This window comes from Alteromonas sp. S015 (assembly GCF_036864485.1).
GTDB lineage: Bacteria > Pseudomonadota > Gammaproteobacteria > Enterobacterales > Alteromonadaceae > Alteromonas.
The window spans coordinates 1-14,867 of sequence record NZ_JAZETO010000012.1 but is presented as its reverse complement, the minus strand read 5'-3'; the positions used below and the strand labels follow the sequence as shown (position 1 = coordinate 14,867).

Sequence of the window (14,867 nt, the reverse complement as noted above, 5' to 3'; positions counted from 1 at the left end):
GATCAAATTTTGTAAAAAAAGTCTTACAATCAGGTGGTTAGTAAACAAAAAGTACGCTTTTTTATACAAAAGTGTGAGGTTTAAGATTAACATTGCTGATATTTAATGGTTAAAAAGTGCCCTTTGGATTCTTTTTGAGACACGTTAAATGAGCCGTGACGGATTAAATGCGTTCATCTAAACACGTTTTCGGAGTTTTAATTGTTAATATTGTCTTTTATAGTGAGCGCTCTTAAACAAGGAGATGTAATTTAAATGCGCAGTCTTTCACCATTTTTCACTAAGTTCATTGTTAGAAGTGCTGTAATAGTAGGCTTAGGTTTTTCTGGACTAGCATCAGCAGACGGATATGCCGTGGTAAATGTTGGTTCTGGCAATGTTGATACGGAAATAGATAGCGAGTCTGACTTTAGCTATTCGGCGGCTTTGGGCTACCAGTTTCACCGTCAGTGGTATGTAGAAGGGGGCTATATCTCTTTTATTGATACCGATAACAGCGAACAATCCATTTCATCTAAAGGCCCTTATTTAGCGCTTTTAGGTAAAGCGGGTAGCCAAAAAGGTGAGCTGTATTACAAGTTAGGTGTAGCAAGTGTTGATATTGAGCACGTTTCTACTGCGAGCGCTGCCTGCGGTTCAGACGCCACCGTATGTGGGCAAGATGAAACGGTTATCGCTGGGTTGGCCGGAATAGGTTTCGATTACTACTTGGGCTTACAGTCGATGGTACGCTTGGAATACACCTATTTCGGTGGCAAAGACGACTTTTCTGCCAACGTAATAAATTTAGGCTTTCGCTATAATTTTTAGACTGTGGCTGTTATCTCGCGTACCGCTTTTTACGTTTAATTTGTGACAGCGATACGTCGTAGATAAATCCAAAAATTGTTTGATTGTGTAAAAATAGATAAATTCTCAACGATGGATTTACAATGAAAAACGAATTAGACAGCAAGTTCTTACTTCAGGTTTTCGACAAGATTCGCCAGCATGGTGCGAAAGAAGATGAACAGTATAAGCTAAACGGAATTACAGCGTTTACAGACCATGATGGTTATACGCTCTATATTGAAGATGTTAACGTAAAGCTTCAGTTCGGTTTTCACAATCAATACCATTTTGATTATGACTCGAAAGACCAGTATGAGTCTTTCGAGAAAAAGTTGAAGCAAATCGACAAAGAATATTAGTCGTCTGACGGTAACGCTTCTATAAACAACCAATAAGTTGCGTAAGCAGAGAAAGCTCGGATGGGTTTTCTCAGCTAATACGACTCTATCTATCGCAAGCGCACGGTGTGCTGTCAGTCTCAATTAGCCCCGCAAAAAACCTTCTGCTACAATGCCGCCCACTTCGTTTCAAAGGATACAGACATTGGCGGCGGCAATTAAAGCTCCTAAATTTAAACTGGCATTTTTAGGCCCTAAGTTTTGGCCTGTATGGTTGGGTGTATTTATCCTTTATACCATGACTTGGTTGCCCTTACCTGTGATACGCGCTATTGGCGGCGGTACAGGAAAGCTCATCGCGTTAATTGTTCCTAAGCGAGCAAAAGTCGCAAAGCGTAATTTGGCACTTTGGAACCCCGCACTTTCTGGCAGTGAAGTAGAGGCACTGTATAAAGAGAACGTGAGGCGTACAGGAATGGCGCTATTTGAAACCGCAATGGGATGGTGGTGGCCTAGCTGGCGCGTAAAACGCGCCATTGAAATTGAAGGTACGGAACATGTTGAAGCGGCACTTGCAAATGGCAAAGGGATATTTGGTATGGCGCTTCACAATATGAATTTAGAATTTGCCTGCAGAGGTATCGGCTTCTATCGCCCAAGTATTGCGTTTTATCGTAAGCATAATAACCCTTTAGTTGACTACCTTCAGTATCACGGGCGAAACCGTTCTAATAAATACATGATTGATAAACGAAACGCTAAGGCGTTACTTGCTGCACTTGATGATAAAGAACTGTGTTTGTATTTGCCCGATCAAGATTACGGCCCTAAACAAAGTATCTTTGTGCCGTTTGGTGGGGTAAAAGATACAGCAACAACGACAGCAACGTTGATGTTTATAAGGCGAAGTCACTGTGAGCCGATGATTATAACGTCGCAGTACACCAAGCGTGGTTACAAAATAAAAATCTACCCACCGCTTTCCCAGCTAGGAAAGATGGAAGATGCTGAGGCACTAACCCTGCTAAACCAGCACGTAGACGCCGCTGTTAAAGAACAGCCGGAAAGCTACTTGTGGATGCACAAGCGATTTAAAACGAGACCTAAAAGCAATCCAGAATCGCTGTACAAATCGCTGTAGTTTGAAATTTAGATAAACAGAATAATAGGCTTTCTGCTCAAAGGTAGACTAAAATATAAGAATTGTGCTTAAGTTCATACACATAGCACAACTTGATAATTGATTAAAAGCGGCTAAACATCGGTAATGTATGGGACAGAAAACGCAATCAAATTCATCGTTTTGGGCTAAGCAAATCGGCATAGCTGTAGTGCTTTTGGTCATTGCAGGCGTACTTATCTACGTACTCCAAATGCAAGACCAAGAGCCCGTTCCACGGGGGCAGGTGGAAGATCAATCGATATCACGTGGTTTAAGTGAGTTCTATCGAGGCCTTCGTATGCAATCTACCGATCCGGTAGAAGACGAACAGGGAAACTTTGTACTGGATATTAAGGGCGTTGACCCTGATTTAGACAATAAGCTTGCACAAATGTCCAGTCAAACTCGTCCGGTGGAAAAGAACTGGACTGGCGAGCATAAAAAACGCACCTTTCAGGAAGGGAATACGCTGCGCGAAGCAATATCACAATACGCGCAAGCAGAAGGAATGCAAGTTATATGGAATTTAGAGCAAGACTTTGTTATTAAACACCATTTTCAAATGGTTAACACGGTAGCAGGTTCGTTAGCTAATATTGCCAGTGCCATAGATAGCAGCTTCGAAGGCAAGGTGAAAACGTACCTATGTGCAGAGCAACGATCGTTGGTAGTGACCGCCCAGGACACGGAGTTCCTCACTACCAACTGTCGTTTAATTAGAGGTTAAGACTCATCGCTTAGCCGTCACACCTGCCAAACAATGTATTCCAGTGAATGGTGACTTGTTCTCGTATGTTGTCTAATTCTTCACTCTGATCAGCGTATTTAGTATCCGCTAATGTTAAGTGATGATACTGCTCGCGCAGTTTTAAATACGCCTTTTGTAGTTTATGCGCAGTGGCTATCTCAACGATATTGCACTTAGCCGCCGCATCGAAAATTCGGAGATTGTCTGGGTATTGTGTCATAGCTGCCTGCGACTGTGCATAAGCGAGCACAAGAAACTGTGCCATGAACTCAATATCTGTAATACCTCCGGCACACTGCTTCAAATCAACTTTATCGTTGTTCTTTGAGAGCAAGTGCTCACGCATTTTTATACGCATTTTGCACACATCTTCGGCTAGTGTTTTAACGTTTCTAGGGCGACGCAATATAATATCTCTCACACGGGTAAAGTCAGTCAAGAGGAGCGGGTCGCCACAAATTGCTCTGGCACGCACCAGCGCTTGATGTTCCCACGTCCACGCTTCTTCCTTTTGGTATTTTTCAAAACCGTCAATATGGCAGCACAACAAGCCCGCATTGCCAGAAGGGCGCAGACGAAGATCCGTTTCATAGAGCTGACCAAACAAGGTTTTCGTGTTGAGAAGGTGCATAATGCGTTGTGCTAATTTAATATAAAATTGCTGCGCTTCAATAGACTTTTTACCATCTGTACTTATCCCGCGAGGGGCGTTGTGCAAAAACACCAAATCTAAGTCAGAGCCGTAGCCTAATTCATACCCCCCTAGTTTTCCATAGCCAATAACAGCAAACCCCTTATCGGTGCCTTCTAGGTGCGATGGAACGCCATAGCGCTGTTGTATTTGCATCCATGCGGCATCTACTACGTTCTCCAGTATCACTTCAGCTAGCACCGTAAGCTTATCGCTTACATTATTTATGGGGAGTGATTCACTGATGTCGCTGGCGGCTATACGAAGCTGCTGGCACAGCTTGAATTGTCTCCACCCATCCATAAGCATTTCAACATCGTCTTGTTCAATACGAAGCATGGTTTCACGCAGTTCCAGTTGATATTCTTGTTTGCTGGTATGAACATCGGTGTTTTGCTGACCAAGGTATAACGGTGTGAGTAATTCATCTAATAATAAGGGAAAGCGTTTTATTTCTTGAGCAATCCAATCACTTCGTTCACACAGCCTTACTAACTGTTTGAGCACGTCGGGATTTTCAAGTAGCAAATCAAGATAAGTCGTTCTACCTGTAATCGCTTCTATAACGCCAAGTAAACGCCCCAGTACCTGTGGCAGGTGGTTAGGGTGTTGGTTGATAAGCACGTACAATATTTCAGGAAGCAGTTTATTTAACGTGTCTTCACCTTTCTGGCCTATTCGATAATTACGCTGTTTATCTTTGAAGGCGACAAGAATAGAAAATATGCCTTTTATATCGCTAGAGGAAAGATGGTCACCGAATGTGTCAGTGAATTCATCTTCTTGCAGTGCCAAGCGCCATGCATCCTGGCAGGCAACGAAAAGCAGGTCTTCATCGGAGTGCGTATCATGAGATTCTTCTACTAACTCGTTGAAATGTGCGTGAATGCGCGCCATAACCGCATCTAATTGCTTTAGAAATTCGCTGTACGATTCATATCCCATGACATCAACAAGGGCTGCTTGTTGCCAAAGTGATTCAGGAAGCGTTTGGGTTTGGCGGTCTTGAGTTTGTTGAAGCGTGTGTTCTACTTTCCTAAGGAATAAGTAGTCTTTCTTTAGTTGATGGGTTACGTCGCATTCTACTATGTCGAGCTCAGTTAATGCGTCTAATGTTCGAAGTAGAGACTTACTTTGTAACGCAGGCTCTCGTCCTCCATGGATCAACTGAAAGCTCTGTGCGAAAAATTCTACTTCCCGAATGCCACCCGCACCGAGTTTGATATTATTGTTCAACTTACGTCTACGTATTTCTGTAGCGATCAGCTTTTTCATGTTGCGAAGGGCATCTAAAGTGGTGAAGTCTAAGTAACGACGAAAAGTAAACGGGTGCAAAATGTTGTTTAACCATTTCACATCTTGGGAGTTATCGTCGTTAATTATCCGCGCTTTTACCATAGCAAAGCGCTCCCAGTGCCGGCCTTGGTCTTGATAGTAATCTTCAAGTGCTGCGAAATGCATAACAAGGGGGCCAGAATCGCCGAAGGGCCGTAAACGCATGTCAACGCGATAAACTTGACCATCATTGGTCACTTTGTTCAACGCTTGAATTAGCTTCTGTGCTAGCTTAGTAAAAAACTGCTGATGCTCAACGCTTTTGCGACCTCCGTGGGTTTCTCCCTTTTCCGGGTAAGCAAAAATTAAATCGATGTCAGAAGAAAAGTTGAGTTCTTTTCCACCTAATTTCCCCATCCCGAGAATATACATGTGCATGTCTCGGCCTTGGCTTTGTGGTTTTCCGTAGCGCGCTGCCAAGTGCTGATAAAGCCAGTTGTATGCACCACTAATAAGCGTATCGGCTAATGTAGAGACATGAATAAGTGACGTGTCGATGGTTTGCTTATTCAGGACATCAAGGAATGTAATTCGCGCCATCTCTTTATTTCGGTATTCCCGCAGCACCTTCATTAATTCCTCTTCGCTATCAACACACTGCAATTTATCGTTAAGCGCTGTACGATAACTTGTCGTGATAGATGAAATAGTGTTGTTAATGGCGAGACCGACTTCACACTTTTCTGGTGATTGCTCATGCGCAACAACGCGAGAAACAAACGCAGGCTTCTGAATTAATGTCTCTGCCAAGAACGCGGAACGCGCAAACGAACGCTTTAGCGTTTCGCTATGAGCCTCAATCAGAGTTTTGTCAGTGTCGCTAATTGCTGGTGCGTTTACCAACCGTTGCCAAAACTTTTCGGCTAATTCTACGTTTGTCATGCTATTTTCGTTGTCTGTTGGCATAATGCTCGCATCTTATGAGATATCATTCGTGTTTAACGGTTGAATACTTAGAATTTTCATTGCAAGTACCCAACACTAGGTGTCGCAGCACATTAACATGCCGTGCGGTATTCACCATGGTCACGTGCCTGCTAAATCTGGGTGTAATGCACAGGTCATTAAGCCCTAACTAAAATAAATCTGAACAAGTTCGATGTCATCGTTGTACAAGTCTGTATTAGATGAAGGCTATTCATATAGCCGTTACTGATTTTAAAAAAACAATCAGAAGAACTTTGTGTGTTCAAGGAGCAAAGATAACGTGGAAGCCTTAGTAAAACTAGTACCTCTAACGCAAGAACTGATGATATACCTTGCTATGGATGTAGCGATTGCGTTAGTACTGCTAATGATTATGAAATGGCTGACAGGCGCATTTAGGAAATACTCGGTAACAGAAGAGCTCGGCGTAAAAGATAACTTCGCGTTCGGCATAAGCATAGCAGGAGGCATGCTGTCGTTGTGCATAGTATTAAGTTCGGTCGTAGGGCGACATATTGGTGTGGGATATAAAGAAGCGGCGATTGGAATGATCACCTTCGGCATTGTAGGCATTATATTGGTGAAGTTTGGGCGCTTCGCTCACGATAAACTTGTACTCAATAAAGTTGATACTCACGCGATGATTGCCGAACGGAGCGTTAGTGTTGCGCTGGTCGATGCAGCGAGCCTTGTGGCAAGCGCCATTGTTTTACGCAACATCATGATATGGGTAAATGGCAGCGACATGAATGCCATTATTGCCATTGTGACGGGGTTTACGGTCGTTCTAACGATGCTGCTTGTTATGACGCGAATTCTGGAGTTTAGATATGCCAGAGACAACCAAAACGACTCATTTCAAGGAGCGCTCGAAAAAGGGCAGTTAGCACTCGCTATCGAACATGCTGGCAATTTACTAGGTACTGCCATGATTGTATCGGCAGCAAAAAACCTACTCATTTACAATCCGTCAGGCTATGTGAGCAACGTCACAGGTTGGTTGATTGTAAGTGTTGGTTTGGCAATTGCACTTCATATTTTAGTTTTGGCGAGCAAGAAAATTATCTTGTTCGGCATGAACTTTCGTCAAGAGGTCGATCAGCAACATAACATTGGTGTTGCAGCACTTGGATTTACACTTAGCATTGGCAACGCCATGATCATTAATGGGGTCTTGGGCGGGTAGGGAACATTAATTTGTAAAGAATGAGCGTAAAGCTAACCAAGGTATCATTCTTCGAATTGGGTTCTAATACACGTTAAATCATTGAGTTGCCCTTTACAGATAATTTGGTTTTTCTGAGGGCGGCTCATTCTCTTTACCTCATATTCCAGCTTTGAAGCATGCGACTTATCCGTCACTTCAAATATGGCTTTGAAGGTCAGGGGAGCTTTGCCTTTCAAGGCCTTGGCGCCACCTTTTAACTCTCCTCGGTGCTGTGCTATGCGACGTTTGGGGTTCGTGGTAATGCCCGTGTAAATTTGTCCAAGCTTATTTTCTACCAGGTAAAGATACCAAGGTGGTGTCGATGCTCCTTGGTGGGTATTGTCTCCGTTGACTGATATACTTTGTGCCAATGTCATTCAATGTAAATATTTGCGCGTAGTCTAATGTTAGCAGAATTCACCTAAGGCTAGGGGTAAATAATAATACTTCGACAATGACGCGATGTTAGTTACCATACAAACGATAATCAGCGCACTTTTTCGATATTGGGTATCTACGCTTATATTTTCGAACGCACATTTTTAATGGAAAAACGGTAAATTGCATGTACGAAAGTTATTACGGACTTAACTCGAAACCGTTTCAGTTAACCCCAGACCCAGAATTTTTCTTCGCAAGTAAGTGGCACAAACGCGCCATGTCTTATCTACAGTACGGTCTTTCTCAAGCTGAAGGCTTCATCGTTATTACCGGTGGAATAGGTACTGGGAAAACCACCGTAGCAAACAGTCTGCTTGAAGAAATTGAAGACGACATTGCTGCTGCACAAATAGTAACGCCAAAGCTATCGCCAGATGAACTGGTGAAAATGGTTGCGTCTAAATTTGATATACCTACGGAAGGACGGTCAAAAGCCGATATTTTAAAAGCCCTTGAAATTTTCCTATACGATTTGAACAAAGCGGGACGGCGCGCCTTACTGCTTGTTGATGAAGCGCAAAACCTTCCACTAGAAACTATTGAAGAACTTAGGATGTTGAGCAACTTTCAGCTTAACGGTAAGCCGCTTATTCAAAGCTTTTTGTTAGGGCAAGAAGAGCTGCAACCTATTTTGCGAGCACCGAATATGGAGCAGTTCAGGCAACGTATTGTGGCGTCTTGTCACCTTGCTCCACTTTCTATAGAAGAGTGCAAAGAGTATATAGAGTACCGCTTGCACCACGCGGGCTGGAATGGTTCACAATTATTCAGTGAAGAAGCGTTTGAACGCATTCATATGTTCTCTCGAGGCATTCCTCGTAAAATTAATACCCTGATGGATAGGGTAATGCTTTATGGTTTCTTAGAAGAGCTAGAGAACTTCGATGCCGATGCGGTGAATGAGGTTATTGAAGAAGTGAAAGCAGAGATGTTCGAGCCAGACAAAACTGGCGCAGAAGTGACTGAACATATGGGATTTGCCGACCATCCTGAAAGCCAAACCATTATGACCCCTAAAGGTAACGTTATTCGCGACACCAGGTACTACTTGGATATGTTAGCTGAATTAGTGGATGCCTTAGATGACGCTATTTCACAGAAAGTCAAAATGACGCAATACGTGGACAAACTCATGAAGAAGAAATTTAAGACTTACGTACGGCTAAAGAGTGACGATAAAAAAGATACCAATTAACGGGCGGCATTTCGTAAATAGCGGTCATGCCTGTTATCGCTAGCCTAGCAACGCCAGCGCTATTAACTAGCGCATATCATGGCGTTGCTTAGTTGGATTAGTGTGATTACCAAGGGATTATGTCGCCACTTAACCTGACACTTTCACAGGTAGAGTTATATCAAATCAGACCGTCTCTTGTGTACGTAAAGCGGACATTTCATTTGCTAGTGATACACGGACACAGTACATAATCATAAACTGACTCATTGCTACCTTTAATCTCCGCGCCTCTCGATCTGCTAAGGCGCGTGCGTCAGCGCTCTATCTGTAGCAGATAGAGAGGTAATCAACCAGCAAAAAATTAACCGACTGTTGCTTGACTTTTATTACGGTGTTTATGTGTATTGCGTTGATTTGCGCGAAAAGTTTTTACTGATTTCTCAGCCCACTCAAATACGTGAACGATATCGTTTTTTAACGAACTTAAGGCTTGTGTTTGAGCTAAAGCTGCACGTATATTATTGGATATATTGCCATTCATTTGCGTTTCTGCAATGACGCCTAAGAGTGTCTCTCGTAAAGCTTGATTAGTCGCATCATCTAATTCTGAAACTAATCTGCTATTTACACGATGAAGTAGTTCATCACTCATAGAGGGGTTAACTTCTATAGCTCTCGCTAACGCTCCAAGCTCTTGTCTACCTCTTACTGATAACCGAGTTTGATCAGGTAGACTTGCCTTATATTGTGTTTGCATTGCGATGTATACCTTTTTCTATTAGTTATCTGATATTACGGCAAAATGTTCTTTATAGATTAAATTTACAGCAGAACAACCATCTGATCTACCGTCTAGCGTGAACTCTTCATTATACTTACATTCCACGCTCATGATAATACCTTTAGTATCGGCTGGTAGATCTATTTCGATATAGCCATTCTCACTATCTTTCCACAATGCAATGGTTCTACTTGTGTAACCACTTGTCTTATTGGAGCGTTCGATCATTCCCATTGCCGTTAACGAAAGGACGCTGCAACCTGGATCATCAGCGAGAATCGACGCGTATCTACTAGACCAACGAGATTGCAGTTGAGGGCCATCTAATAAAAGCGCAACAACCAGATTAGGGCCTAATGCTCTAAGTACTTCAGAAACTGGGTCTTGCCTCGCTAAGTCCTCACAAATTAGCGGAGTTATAGAAAACAGATTGTCTATATTTATGACTTTCAATTCTCTTTTACCTACTTTAATACCTTCCCACCACCTAAAATCAGAAGAAAGTGCAGCCTGGATTCCATAGGCTCTGACTTGTGAAGGGTCCAAACACCATCTGTGATGTTTACTTTGCCAAATATGCTCCCATTCCACCTGCCCGTCAATGAATGTTGATTTTGTGCTTAAACATACTTGGTTTTCAGCCCAATTATTGGGTTCGGATGAGTAGATACCGCATATTACAAAATTTGGAGTCGCAACTGTGCCTTGTTTTTCAGCTAAAATAAGCTCTTCTAGTAATCTTAAATACTCGTTTTTTTCTAGCGTTGCTTCAGGGAAAACAAGAATATCTATCTCACCTGCATCATTCAAAACTTTGATCAGTTCATGAATAGTGACCCCCAAGCGATTTTGATAATCAAAAAATGCGAAACCACCTACACACGATGAGCTTTTATTTTCCGAAAGTATAGATGGAGAAAAGTTAGACCTATCTATAGTTAGGGGCCAGGGCAAAAGCAACATTTTGATGTCACTGATATTCTGAATTTGCTTTTGGTTGTTATAGCTTTGATAGAGCCCAATATTTACTTCAGATTCGATAAATGCTAAATAGTGCGACAGAGAATTTAGCCCAATCCCAACTTGTGGAGTACGCTGCTTAGCAAGCACTACTGCCTTATGTCTCAGAATGTCTGAGTAAGAGAAATTTTTACTATCTTCTTGTAGATGCATGTAATTTACGGCAGCAAAAACACCATCATTATATGTTTCAATACCCATACAAGCGTAATCGCAGATAGCGAATAAAGTAAAAACTTCGGTCAAAAAATGCCAATTATTCTCGTCTTCTTTCTTTTGTACGTCAGTTAAACTACCAACTTGACTCTCTTCACAGTACCAATGCCGACCAATATCGGTTATTTCACGTTTTAAATTTTGTTTTGAAAAAACACTTCTTACTAACTTCTCGAGCACTTTTGGCGCAAATTGCCTGCGAGACCATGGCTTGCCTCGCTGCATGTAATCTAGCCATCGACTTCCTTCACTGAAAAAATTGAACCACACCTCTCCTAAATGTAGCGCATTTTCTTCGTGATCGTCGCGTAACGAAAAATTACCAGGCAAACATGCCACGTATGTGTAAGTCCCCGTATTTTTGAGCAATGCACCCAATAGAGCAAAGACGTTAGGGGGCCAAAAGCAAAACCGTCTAAACTCAGAATCATGGAAAGAGATTTTAGTGATTTTATTGTTCGTAAGGTTTTTACATAAATCTTCAAATGTCATTAAACGCCATCCCTGTAGTTTGATACTATTTCACAGTTGGACGTTCTTTACGTCAAGTAAAAGTTTAAAAATTGTACAAATTTGGCACTGAAACACATAAGCCTATGTTAATTCATTTCATTAGCCCATATGAAATAAGACTTGGATAAGGTTTGAAGCTAGACCAAATTTAGTCAACGTTTTTACAAACGTTATCAACAAGCTTCACGGAAAATATTCGTAGTCTGACTCAAATATTATTAATAGCCGGCACCGAATGTTTTAACTTATGAAAAATGCAACTGATTTTATGTACGACTCAGCATATTCGGCTATATGTATCCTATGGTTCGAAACCAGTTCTCGTACAACAAAAAAACTTTTGGTTGTAAATCGAAATACAAGGGGGCGGCTTTGTACGTAAAGCGGACCTTGGGGTAACAATAAATACGTCACCCCAGCACCACTTAATCCAGTGGGCTTCTCACTTCATGAGGCCCCTGTTTTACGACATGCGTGTATATCTGCGTTGTTTGTACAGATGTATGGCCCAGTAATTCCTGAATAGTTCGGATATCGTATCCAGCGCGTAAAAGCTCAGTTGCAAATGTATGACGAAATGTGTGGCAACCGCCGTGTTTGTGCACTCCGGCAATCTGAATCGCTCTCTTTACCGCTTTTTGTAACGTGCGGGTTGACGTATACCAACGACGCTTTACGTTAAAGGTTTTGTCCACTCTTGCTATGGCTGAAGGAAAGAGATATTGCCAGCCCAGCGCCCGTTCTGCGGCAGGGTATTTCTTTCTCAATGAATTAGGCAGCCCAACATACCCTTCGCCCAGACTTAAGTCATAGTCGTGCAAAGACTTCCTCCATTGTATTTGTTGAGACAATGGCCTGATAAGTTTCTCAGGGAATAGCGTGACACGGTCTTTCTTACCTTTGGCGCATTTAACATGGATAGTTCTCAGAGATAAATCCACATCTTTCACTCTCAGTTGAACACACTCACTTATCCGAAGGCCTGAGCCGTAGAGTATGGATGCCATAAGACGATGTGTACCGTGCATGGCACGGAGTATTTTCATTGCTTCTTGATGGGTGAACACAACAGGCAGATTTGTCGGTGATTTGGGGCGAAGGATCGGGTCAAGCTGGCGCATCTCCCGTTCCAAAACATGCTTAAGAAATTAATCGCATTAATGGCGGCATTTACAGTAGTGGCAGACTTGTTGCGGTTAGATATATGTTGGAGAAAGCGGTTGATATGCTCTGTACAAAGGCCTTGGGCTGGCGTGGTGCGTCTGTAGTTCAGGAAATGCTTTATCCAGTAGCTGTAGGTTTGTTCAGTCCTTTTGCTATATCCCAGCCTGTTAACGGCGAAGGGAATGCGGTTAATCAGGTTCTGCCCCGACTCAGCGATTCGTATTTTTTTGTGGTCCATGTTTTGCGAACTCCTAAGTGTATGACTTGGCAGCGTAAAGCTGTACTATGATGATAGTGATTCATTTATATGCGAACCGTGGTTCGCATATAAATAGGTTCGCAAAATATTAATAGCGATGCCAGCTCAGTCACAGCAAGGGATGGCGGCAGTTAGCCCAGTATGATAAAAATTAATATGCGGTTCTTAGGGTCCGCATCATTTAAATGTTATAATTTAGGGGTGATTTTAATGAAAAGGACGTTTCTTACAGTTATCTCGGTTAGCCTAATTTTATATAGCAGCTATACGATTGGGAAGACTCTCAAGAGTACAGAGTATGAATTTATTGGACACTGGATTTTCAGTAAGGCAGAAACAATTGAAAGCTTTGAAAATTCAGAAATGAGTGAAGAAGAAGTTCATAAATTCTCAAAGATATTAAAAAATCAGGAAATAGTAATATCTGACGGCCTATATTCTGTTTATCCAAGTAGAGGAAACCCCATAAGAACTCATTTCTCGCTAATAACTCCACCGGATGATGAAGGCTGCTTTGTCCTTCAATTTGAAGACACAAGAATACCTCTGGATATACAACAAAATACATTCTGTATCAGAGAGGGGAAACTTCTATTGCCCGCTCCAAAGGGCGCAGAGGAAGTCTATAATAGAAAATTATAACATACACATTAAGTCGCTTCGCTGGGACAGTAACACGTGGGCTCTGTCGCTTCGCTCGGATTTTAGCCCACGCGTTACTGCCCCTTATGTGGGTGTTATACGAATAAGTGAAAAACTAGAAAAACACTGGTAGTCTTAAAACTCTATTGAAATAAGGAAGTTCTATGAAAAGTCGTACAAAGATAGCTTTATCAACAATCGCTTTCACTGCTGTAATTAGCTTGCAGTCGTTTATCCTCTACCAACAAAATCAAGCCAATATTACTCTTCAGATCAAGGTAGATAAGCTTCAGAGCCAGATTGAGCAAACAAGTAAAGCTAAACAAGAGCTTCTTTCAAAAATAGAAAGGTTGGAAAGTAATTTAGAGCTTAAACCTCGCAGCCTTCTTTCTATGAATTAATTGGCTATTCGTATAACAACCCAATCAACTCACTCACTGCGTTCGCTGGGACGCATACACGCGGGGCGGCTGCGCCATTATGCCCCACGTGCCTGCGCCCGTTATTGGAAAGTTATACCCTCTGAAGGATCGATAGAATGAAAGGGATTAATATAAGTACAAACCACGATGACTTAGACATCGAATTAATCCACTCCTTTGTGGCGAACTCCTATTGGGCAAAAAACATCCCGCTTTCAACATTACAAAAATCTATAGACAATTCTCTTGTATTTGGAGCCTATGCAACCGGAGGAGACCAAGTCGGTTTCGCTAGAGTTATTACAGACAGAGCCACATTTGCATATCTAAGCGACGTTTTTGTAATAGAGAAGTATCGTGGTCAAGGGATAAGCAAGCAACTTATGGAAAACATATCATCCCATCCAGACCTGCAAGGTCTCCGTAGGTTTATGCTAGCAACTAGTGACGCACACGGATTGTATTCGCAGTTTGGTTTTACATCTGTTGAAAACCCTGAGAAGTTGATGCAAATTTTAACGCCTGGCATATATGATTAGGCACGGGTATAACAACCCAATCAACACACTCACTACGTTCGCTGGGACGCATACACGCGGGGCGGCTGCGCCATTATGCCCCACATGTCTGCGCCCGTTATTGGAAAGTTAGGTGCTTATGGGAAAACCTACCTATTTACTCACTAATAAACCAATTTTCATTTTAGGTATCCCGGCCCTAATACTTTTTCTTCTGGCTGTTCTATTTCAGTTTACAGTAGTGACAGGAATCGAAAATGGCACTCTAGAAGGCAAGGTTTACTCTATTTCTCAACGCCCACTTGGAGGTGGTAACAGAAGTGTTCGTAAGATAGACCTAGCTAAGGTGAAACTACAGGACGGAACATTCATTATGGTGAGGTGCGAAAGCTATTGTCAGTTGGACCAAGAAATAAAAATCACAGTTTACAAACCTTTATTTAGCAGCGAACTTAGGTATGTTTATGAACGCACC

Annotated in this window: 16 protein-coding genes; 10 read left to right on the top strand and 6 right to left on the bottom strand. The window is 42.2% G+C overall.

Going from position 1 to position 14,867, the window contains the following annotated elements:
• Positions 1-255 precede the first annotated feature (255 nt).
• From V7R42_RS18820 to V7R42_RS18805, 4 genes are all read left to right on the top strand, one after another.
• Entirely contained in the window at positions 256-810 is a 555-nt protein-coding gene (locus tag V7R42_RS18820) for an outer membrane protein (protein WP_334022126.1), read from the top strand.
• A 122-nt stretch (positions 811-932) separates the two neighbouring features.
• The gene (locus tag V7R42_RS18815) at positions 933-1,190 is read left to right on the top strand and encodes a DUF3081 domain-containing protein (protein WP_334022124.1); all 258 of its coding nucleotides are present in this window, start codon (positions 933-935) and stop codon (positions 1,188-1,190) included.
• A 184-nt stretch (positions 1,191-1,374) separates the two neighbouring features.
• Complete coding sequence (gene lpxL, locus V7R42_RS18810) at positions 1,375-2,310, top strand: LpxL/LpxP family Kdo(2)-lipid IV(A) lauroyl/palmitoleoyl acyltransferase (RefSeq protein WP_334022121.1); 936 nt, start codon at positions 1,375-1,377, stop codon at positions 2,308-2,310.
• 130 nt (positions 2,311-2,440) lie between these two features.
• A complete protein-coding gene (locus V7R42_RS18805) occupies positions 2,441-3,058 on the top strand; it encodes a TcpQ domain-containing protein (protein ID WP_334022119.1) in 618 nt (205 codons plus the stop codon).
• Positions 3,059-3,068: 10 nt separating this feature from the next.
• Here the strand turns inward: V7R42_RS18805 and glnE are convergent, their stop codons facing one another.
• Complete coding sequence (glnE, locus tag V7R42_RS18800; protein WP_334022117.1) at positions 3,069-6,011, bottom strand: bifunctional [glutamate--ammonia ligase]-adenylyl-L-tyrosine phosphorylase/[glutamate--ammonia-ligase] adenylyltransferase; 2,943 nt, start codon at positions 6,009-6,011, stop codon at positions 3,069-3,071.
• Between the two features lie 301 nt (positions 6,012-6,312).
• On the opposite strand from glnE, the gene V7R42_RS18795 reads away from it, so the two are divergent.
• Positions 6,313-7,218 (top strand): DUF350 domain-containing protein, encoded by a 906-nt coding sequence (locus tag V7R42_RS18795; protein WP_334022114.1) that lies wholly within the window; start codon positions 6,313-6,315, stop codon positions 7,216-7,218.
• A 44-nt stretch (positions 7,219-7,262) separates the two neighbouring features.
• On the opposite strand, the gene V7R42_RS18790 is transcribed toward V7R42_RS18795, so the two are convergent.
• Positions 7,263-7,610, bottom strand: a complete 348-nt coding sequence (locus V7R42_RS18790) for a GIY-YIG nuclease family protein (RefSeq protein ID WP_334022112.1) — start codon at positions 7,608-7,610, stop codon at positions 7,263-7,265.
• Positions 7,611-7,804: 194 nt separating this feature from the next.
• On the opposite strand from V7R42_RS18790, the gene V7R42_RS18785 reads away from it, so the two are divergent.
• On the top strand, positions 7,805-8,875 hold the full coding sequence (locus V7R42_RS18785) for an XrtA/PEP-CTERM system-associated ATPase (protein ID WP_334022110.1): 1,071 nt from the start codon (positions 7,805-7,807) through the stop codon (positions 8,873-8,875).
• A gap of 343 nt (positions 8,876-9,218) precedes the next feature.
• Here the strand turns inward: V7R42_RS18785 and V7R42_RS18780 are convergent, their stop codons facing one another.
• The 4 genes from V7R42_RS18780 to V7R42_RS19970 all read right to left on the bottom strand — a co-directional run bounded on the left by V7R42_RS18780 (position 9,219) and on the right by V7R42_RS19970 (position 12,789).
• Positions 9,219-9,614, bottom strand: coding sequence for a hypothetical protein (locus V7R42_RS18780; protein ID WP_334022108.1), 396 nt, complete (start codon positions 9,612-9,614; stop codon positions 9,219-9,221).
• Between the two features lie 21 nt (positions 9,615-9,635).
• Complete coding sequence (locus tag V7R42_RS18775) at positions 9,636-11,366, bottom strand: hypothetical protein (protein WP_334022106.1); 1,731 nt, start codon at positions 11,364-11,366, stop codon at positions 9,636-9,638.
• Positions 11,367-11,812: 446 nt separating this feature from the next.
• Positions 11,813-12,520, bottom strand: a complete 708-nt coding sequence (locus V7R42_RS18770) for an integron integrase (protein WP_334022102.1) — start codon at positions 12,518-12,520, stop codon at positions 11,813-11,815.
• Positions 12,430-12,789, bottom strand: a complete 360-nt coding sequence (locus V7R42_RS19970; protein WP_438823666.1) for a phage integrase N-terminal SAM-like domain-containing protein — start codon at positions 12,787-12,789, stop codon at positions 12,430-12,432. Before V7R42_RS19970 ends, V7R42_RS18770 begins: the two co-directional genes overlap by 91 nt.
• Before the next feature lie 231 nt (positions 12,790-13,020).
• Here V7R42_RS19970 and V7R42_RS18765 point away from each other — a divergent pair, with 231 nt between their 5' ends.
• The 4 genes from V7R42_RS18765 to V7R42_RS18750 form a co-directional block, all read left to right on the top strand.
• The gene (locus V7R42_RS18765; protein WP_334022100.1) at positions 13,021-13,452 is read left to right on the top strand and encodes a hypothetical protein; all 432 of its coding nucleotides are present in this window, start codon (positions 13,021-13,023) and stop codon (positions 13,450-13,452) included.
• 164 nt (positions 13,453-13,616) lie between these two features.
• Positions 13,617-13,853 (top strand): hypothetical protein, encoded by a 237-nt coding sequence (locus tag V7R42_RS18760; protein ID WP_334022098.1) that lies wholly within the window; start codon positions 13,617-13,619, stop codon positions 13,851-13,853.
• Positions 13,854-13,990: 137 nt separating this feature from the next.
• Complete coding sequence (locus V7R42_RS18755) at positions 13,991-14,413, top strand: GNAT family N-acetyltransferase (protein ID WP_334022096.1); 423 nt, start codon at positions 13,991-13,993, stop codon at positions 14,411-14,413.
• A gap of 118 nt (positions 14,414-14,531) precedes the next feature.
• On the top strand, positions 14,532-14,867 hold a 336-nt coding region (locus V7R42_RS18750), incomplete at its 3' end, for a hypothetical protein (RefSeq protein WP_334022093.1).

Coding starts and splice junctions, on each gene's coding strand:
- V7R42_RS18820 (WP_334022126.1), top strand. CDS start 256: ATGCGCAGTCTTTCACCATTTTTCACTAAGTTCATTGTTAGAAGTGCT.
- V7R42_RS18815 (WP_334022124.1), top strand. CDS start 933: ATGAAAAACGAATTAGACAGCAAGTTCTTACTTCAGGTTTTCGACAAG.
- V7R42_RS18805 (WP_334022119.1), top strand. CDS start 2,441: ATGGGACAGAAAACGCAATCAAATTCATCGTTTTGGGCTAAGCAAATC.
- glnE (WP_334022117.1), bottom strand. CDS start 6,011: ATGCCAACAGACAACGAAAATAGCATGACAAACGTAGAATTAGCCGAA.
- V7R42_RS18785 (WP_334022110.1), top strand. CDS start 7,805: ATGTACGAAAGTTATTACGGACTTAACTCGAAACCGTTTCAGTTAACC.
- V7R42_RS18780 (WP_334022108.1), bottom strand. CDS start 9,614: ATGCAAACACAATATAAGGCAAGTCTACCTGATCAAACTCGGTTATCA.
- V7R42_RS18775 (WP_334022106.1), bottom strand. CDS start 11,366: ATGACATTTGAAGATTTATGTAAAAACCTTACGAACAATAAAATCACT.
- V7R42_RS19970 (WP_438823666.1), bottom strand. CDS start 12,789: ATGGACCACAAAAAAATACGAATCGCTGAGTCGGGGCAGAACCTGATT.
- V7R42_RS18765 (WP_334022100.1), top strand. CDS start 13,021: ATGAAAAGGACGTTTCTTACAGTTATCTCGGTTAGCCTAATTTTATAT.
- V7R42_RS18760 (WP_334022098.1), top strand. CDS start 13,617: ATGAAAAGTCGTACAAAGATAGCTTTATCAACAATCGCTTTCACTGCT.
- V7R42_RS18755 (WP_334022096.1), top strand. CDS start 13,991: ATGAAAGGGATTAATATAAGTACAAACCACGATGACTTAGACATCGAA.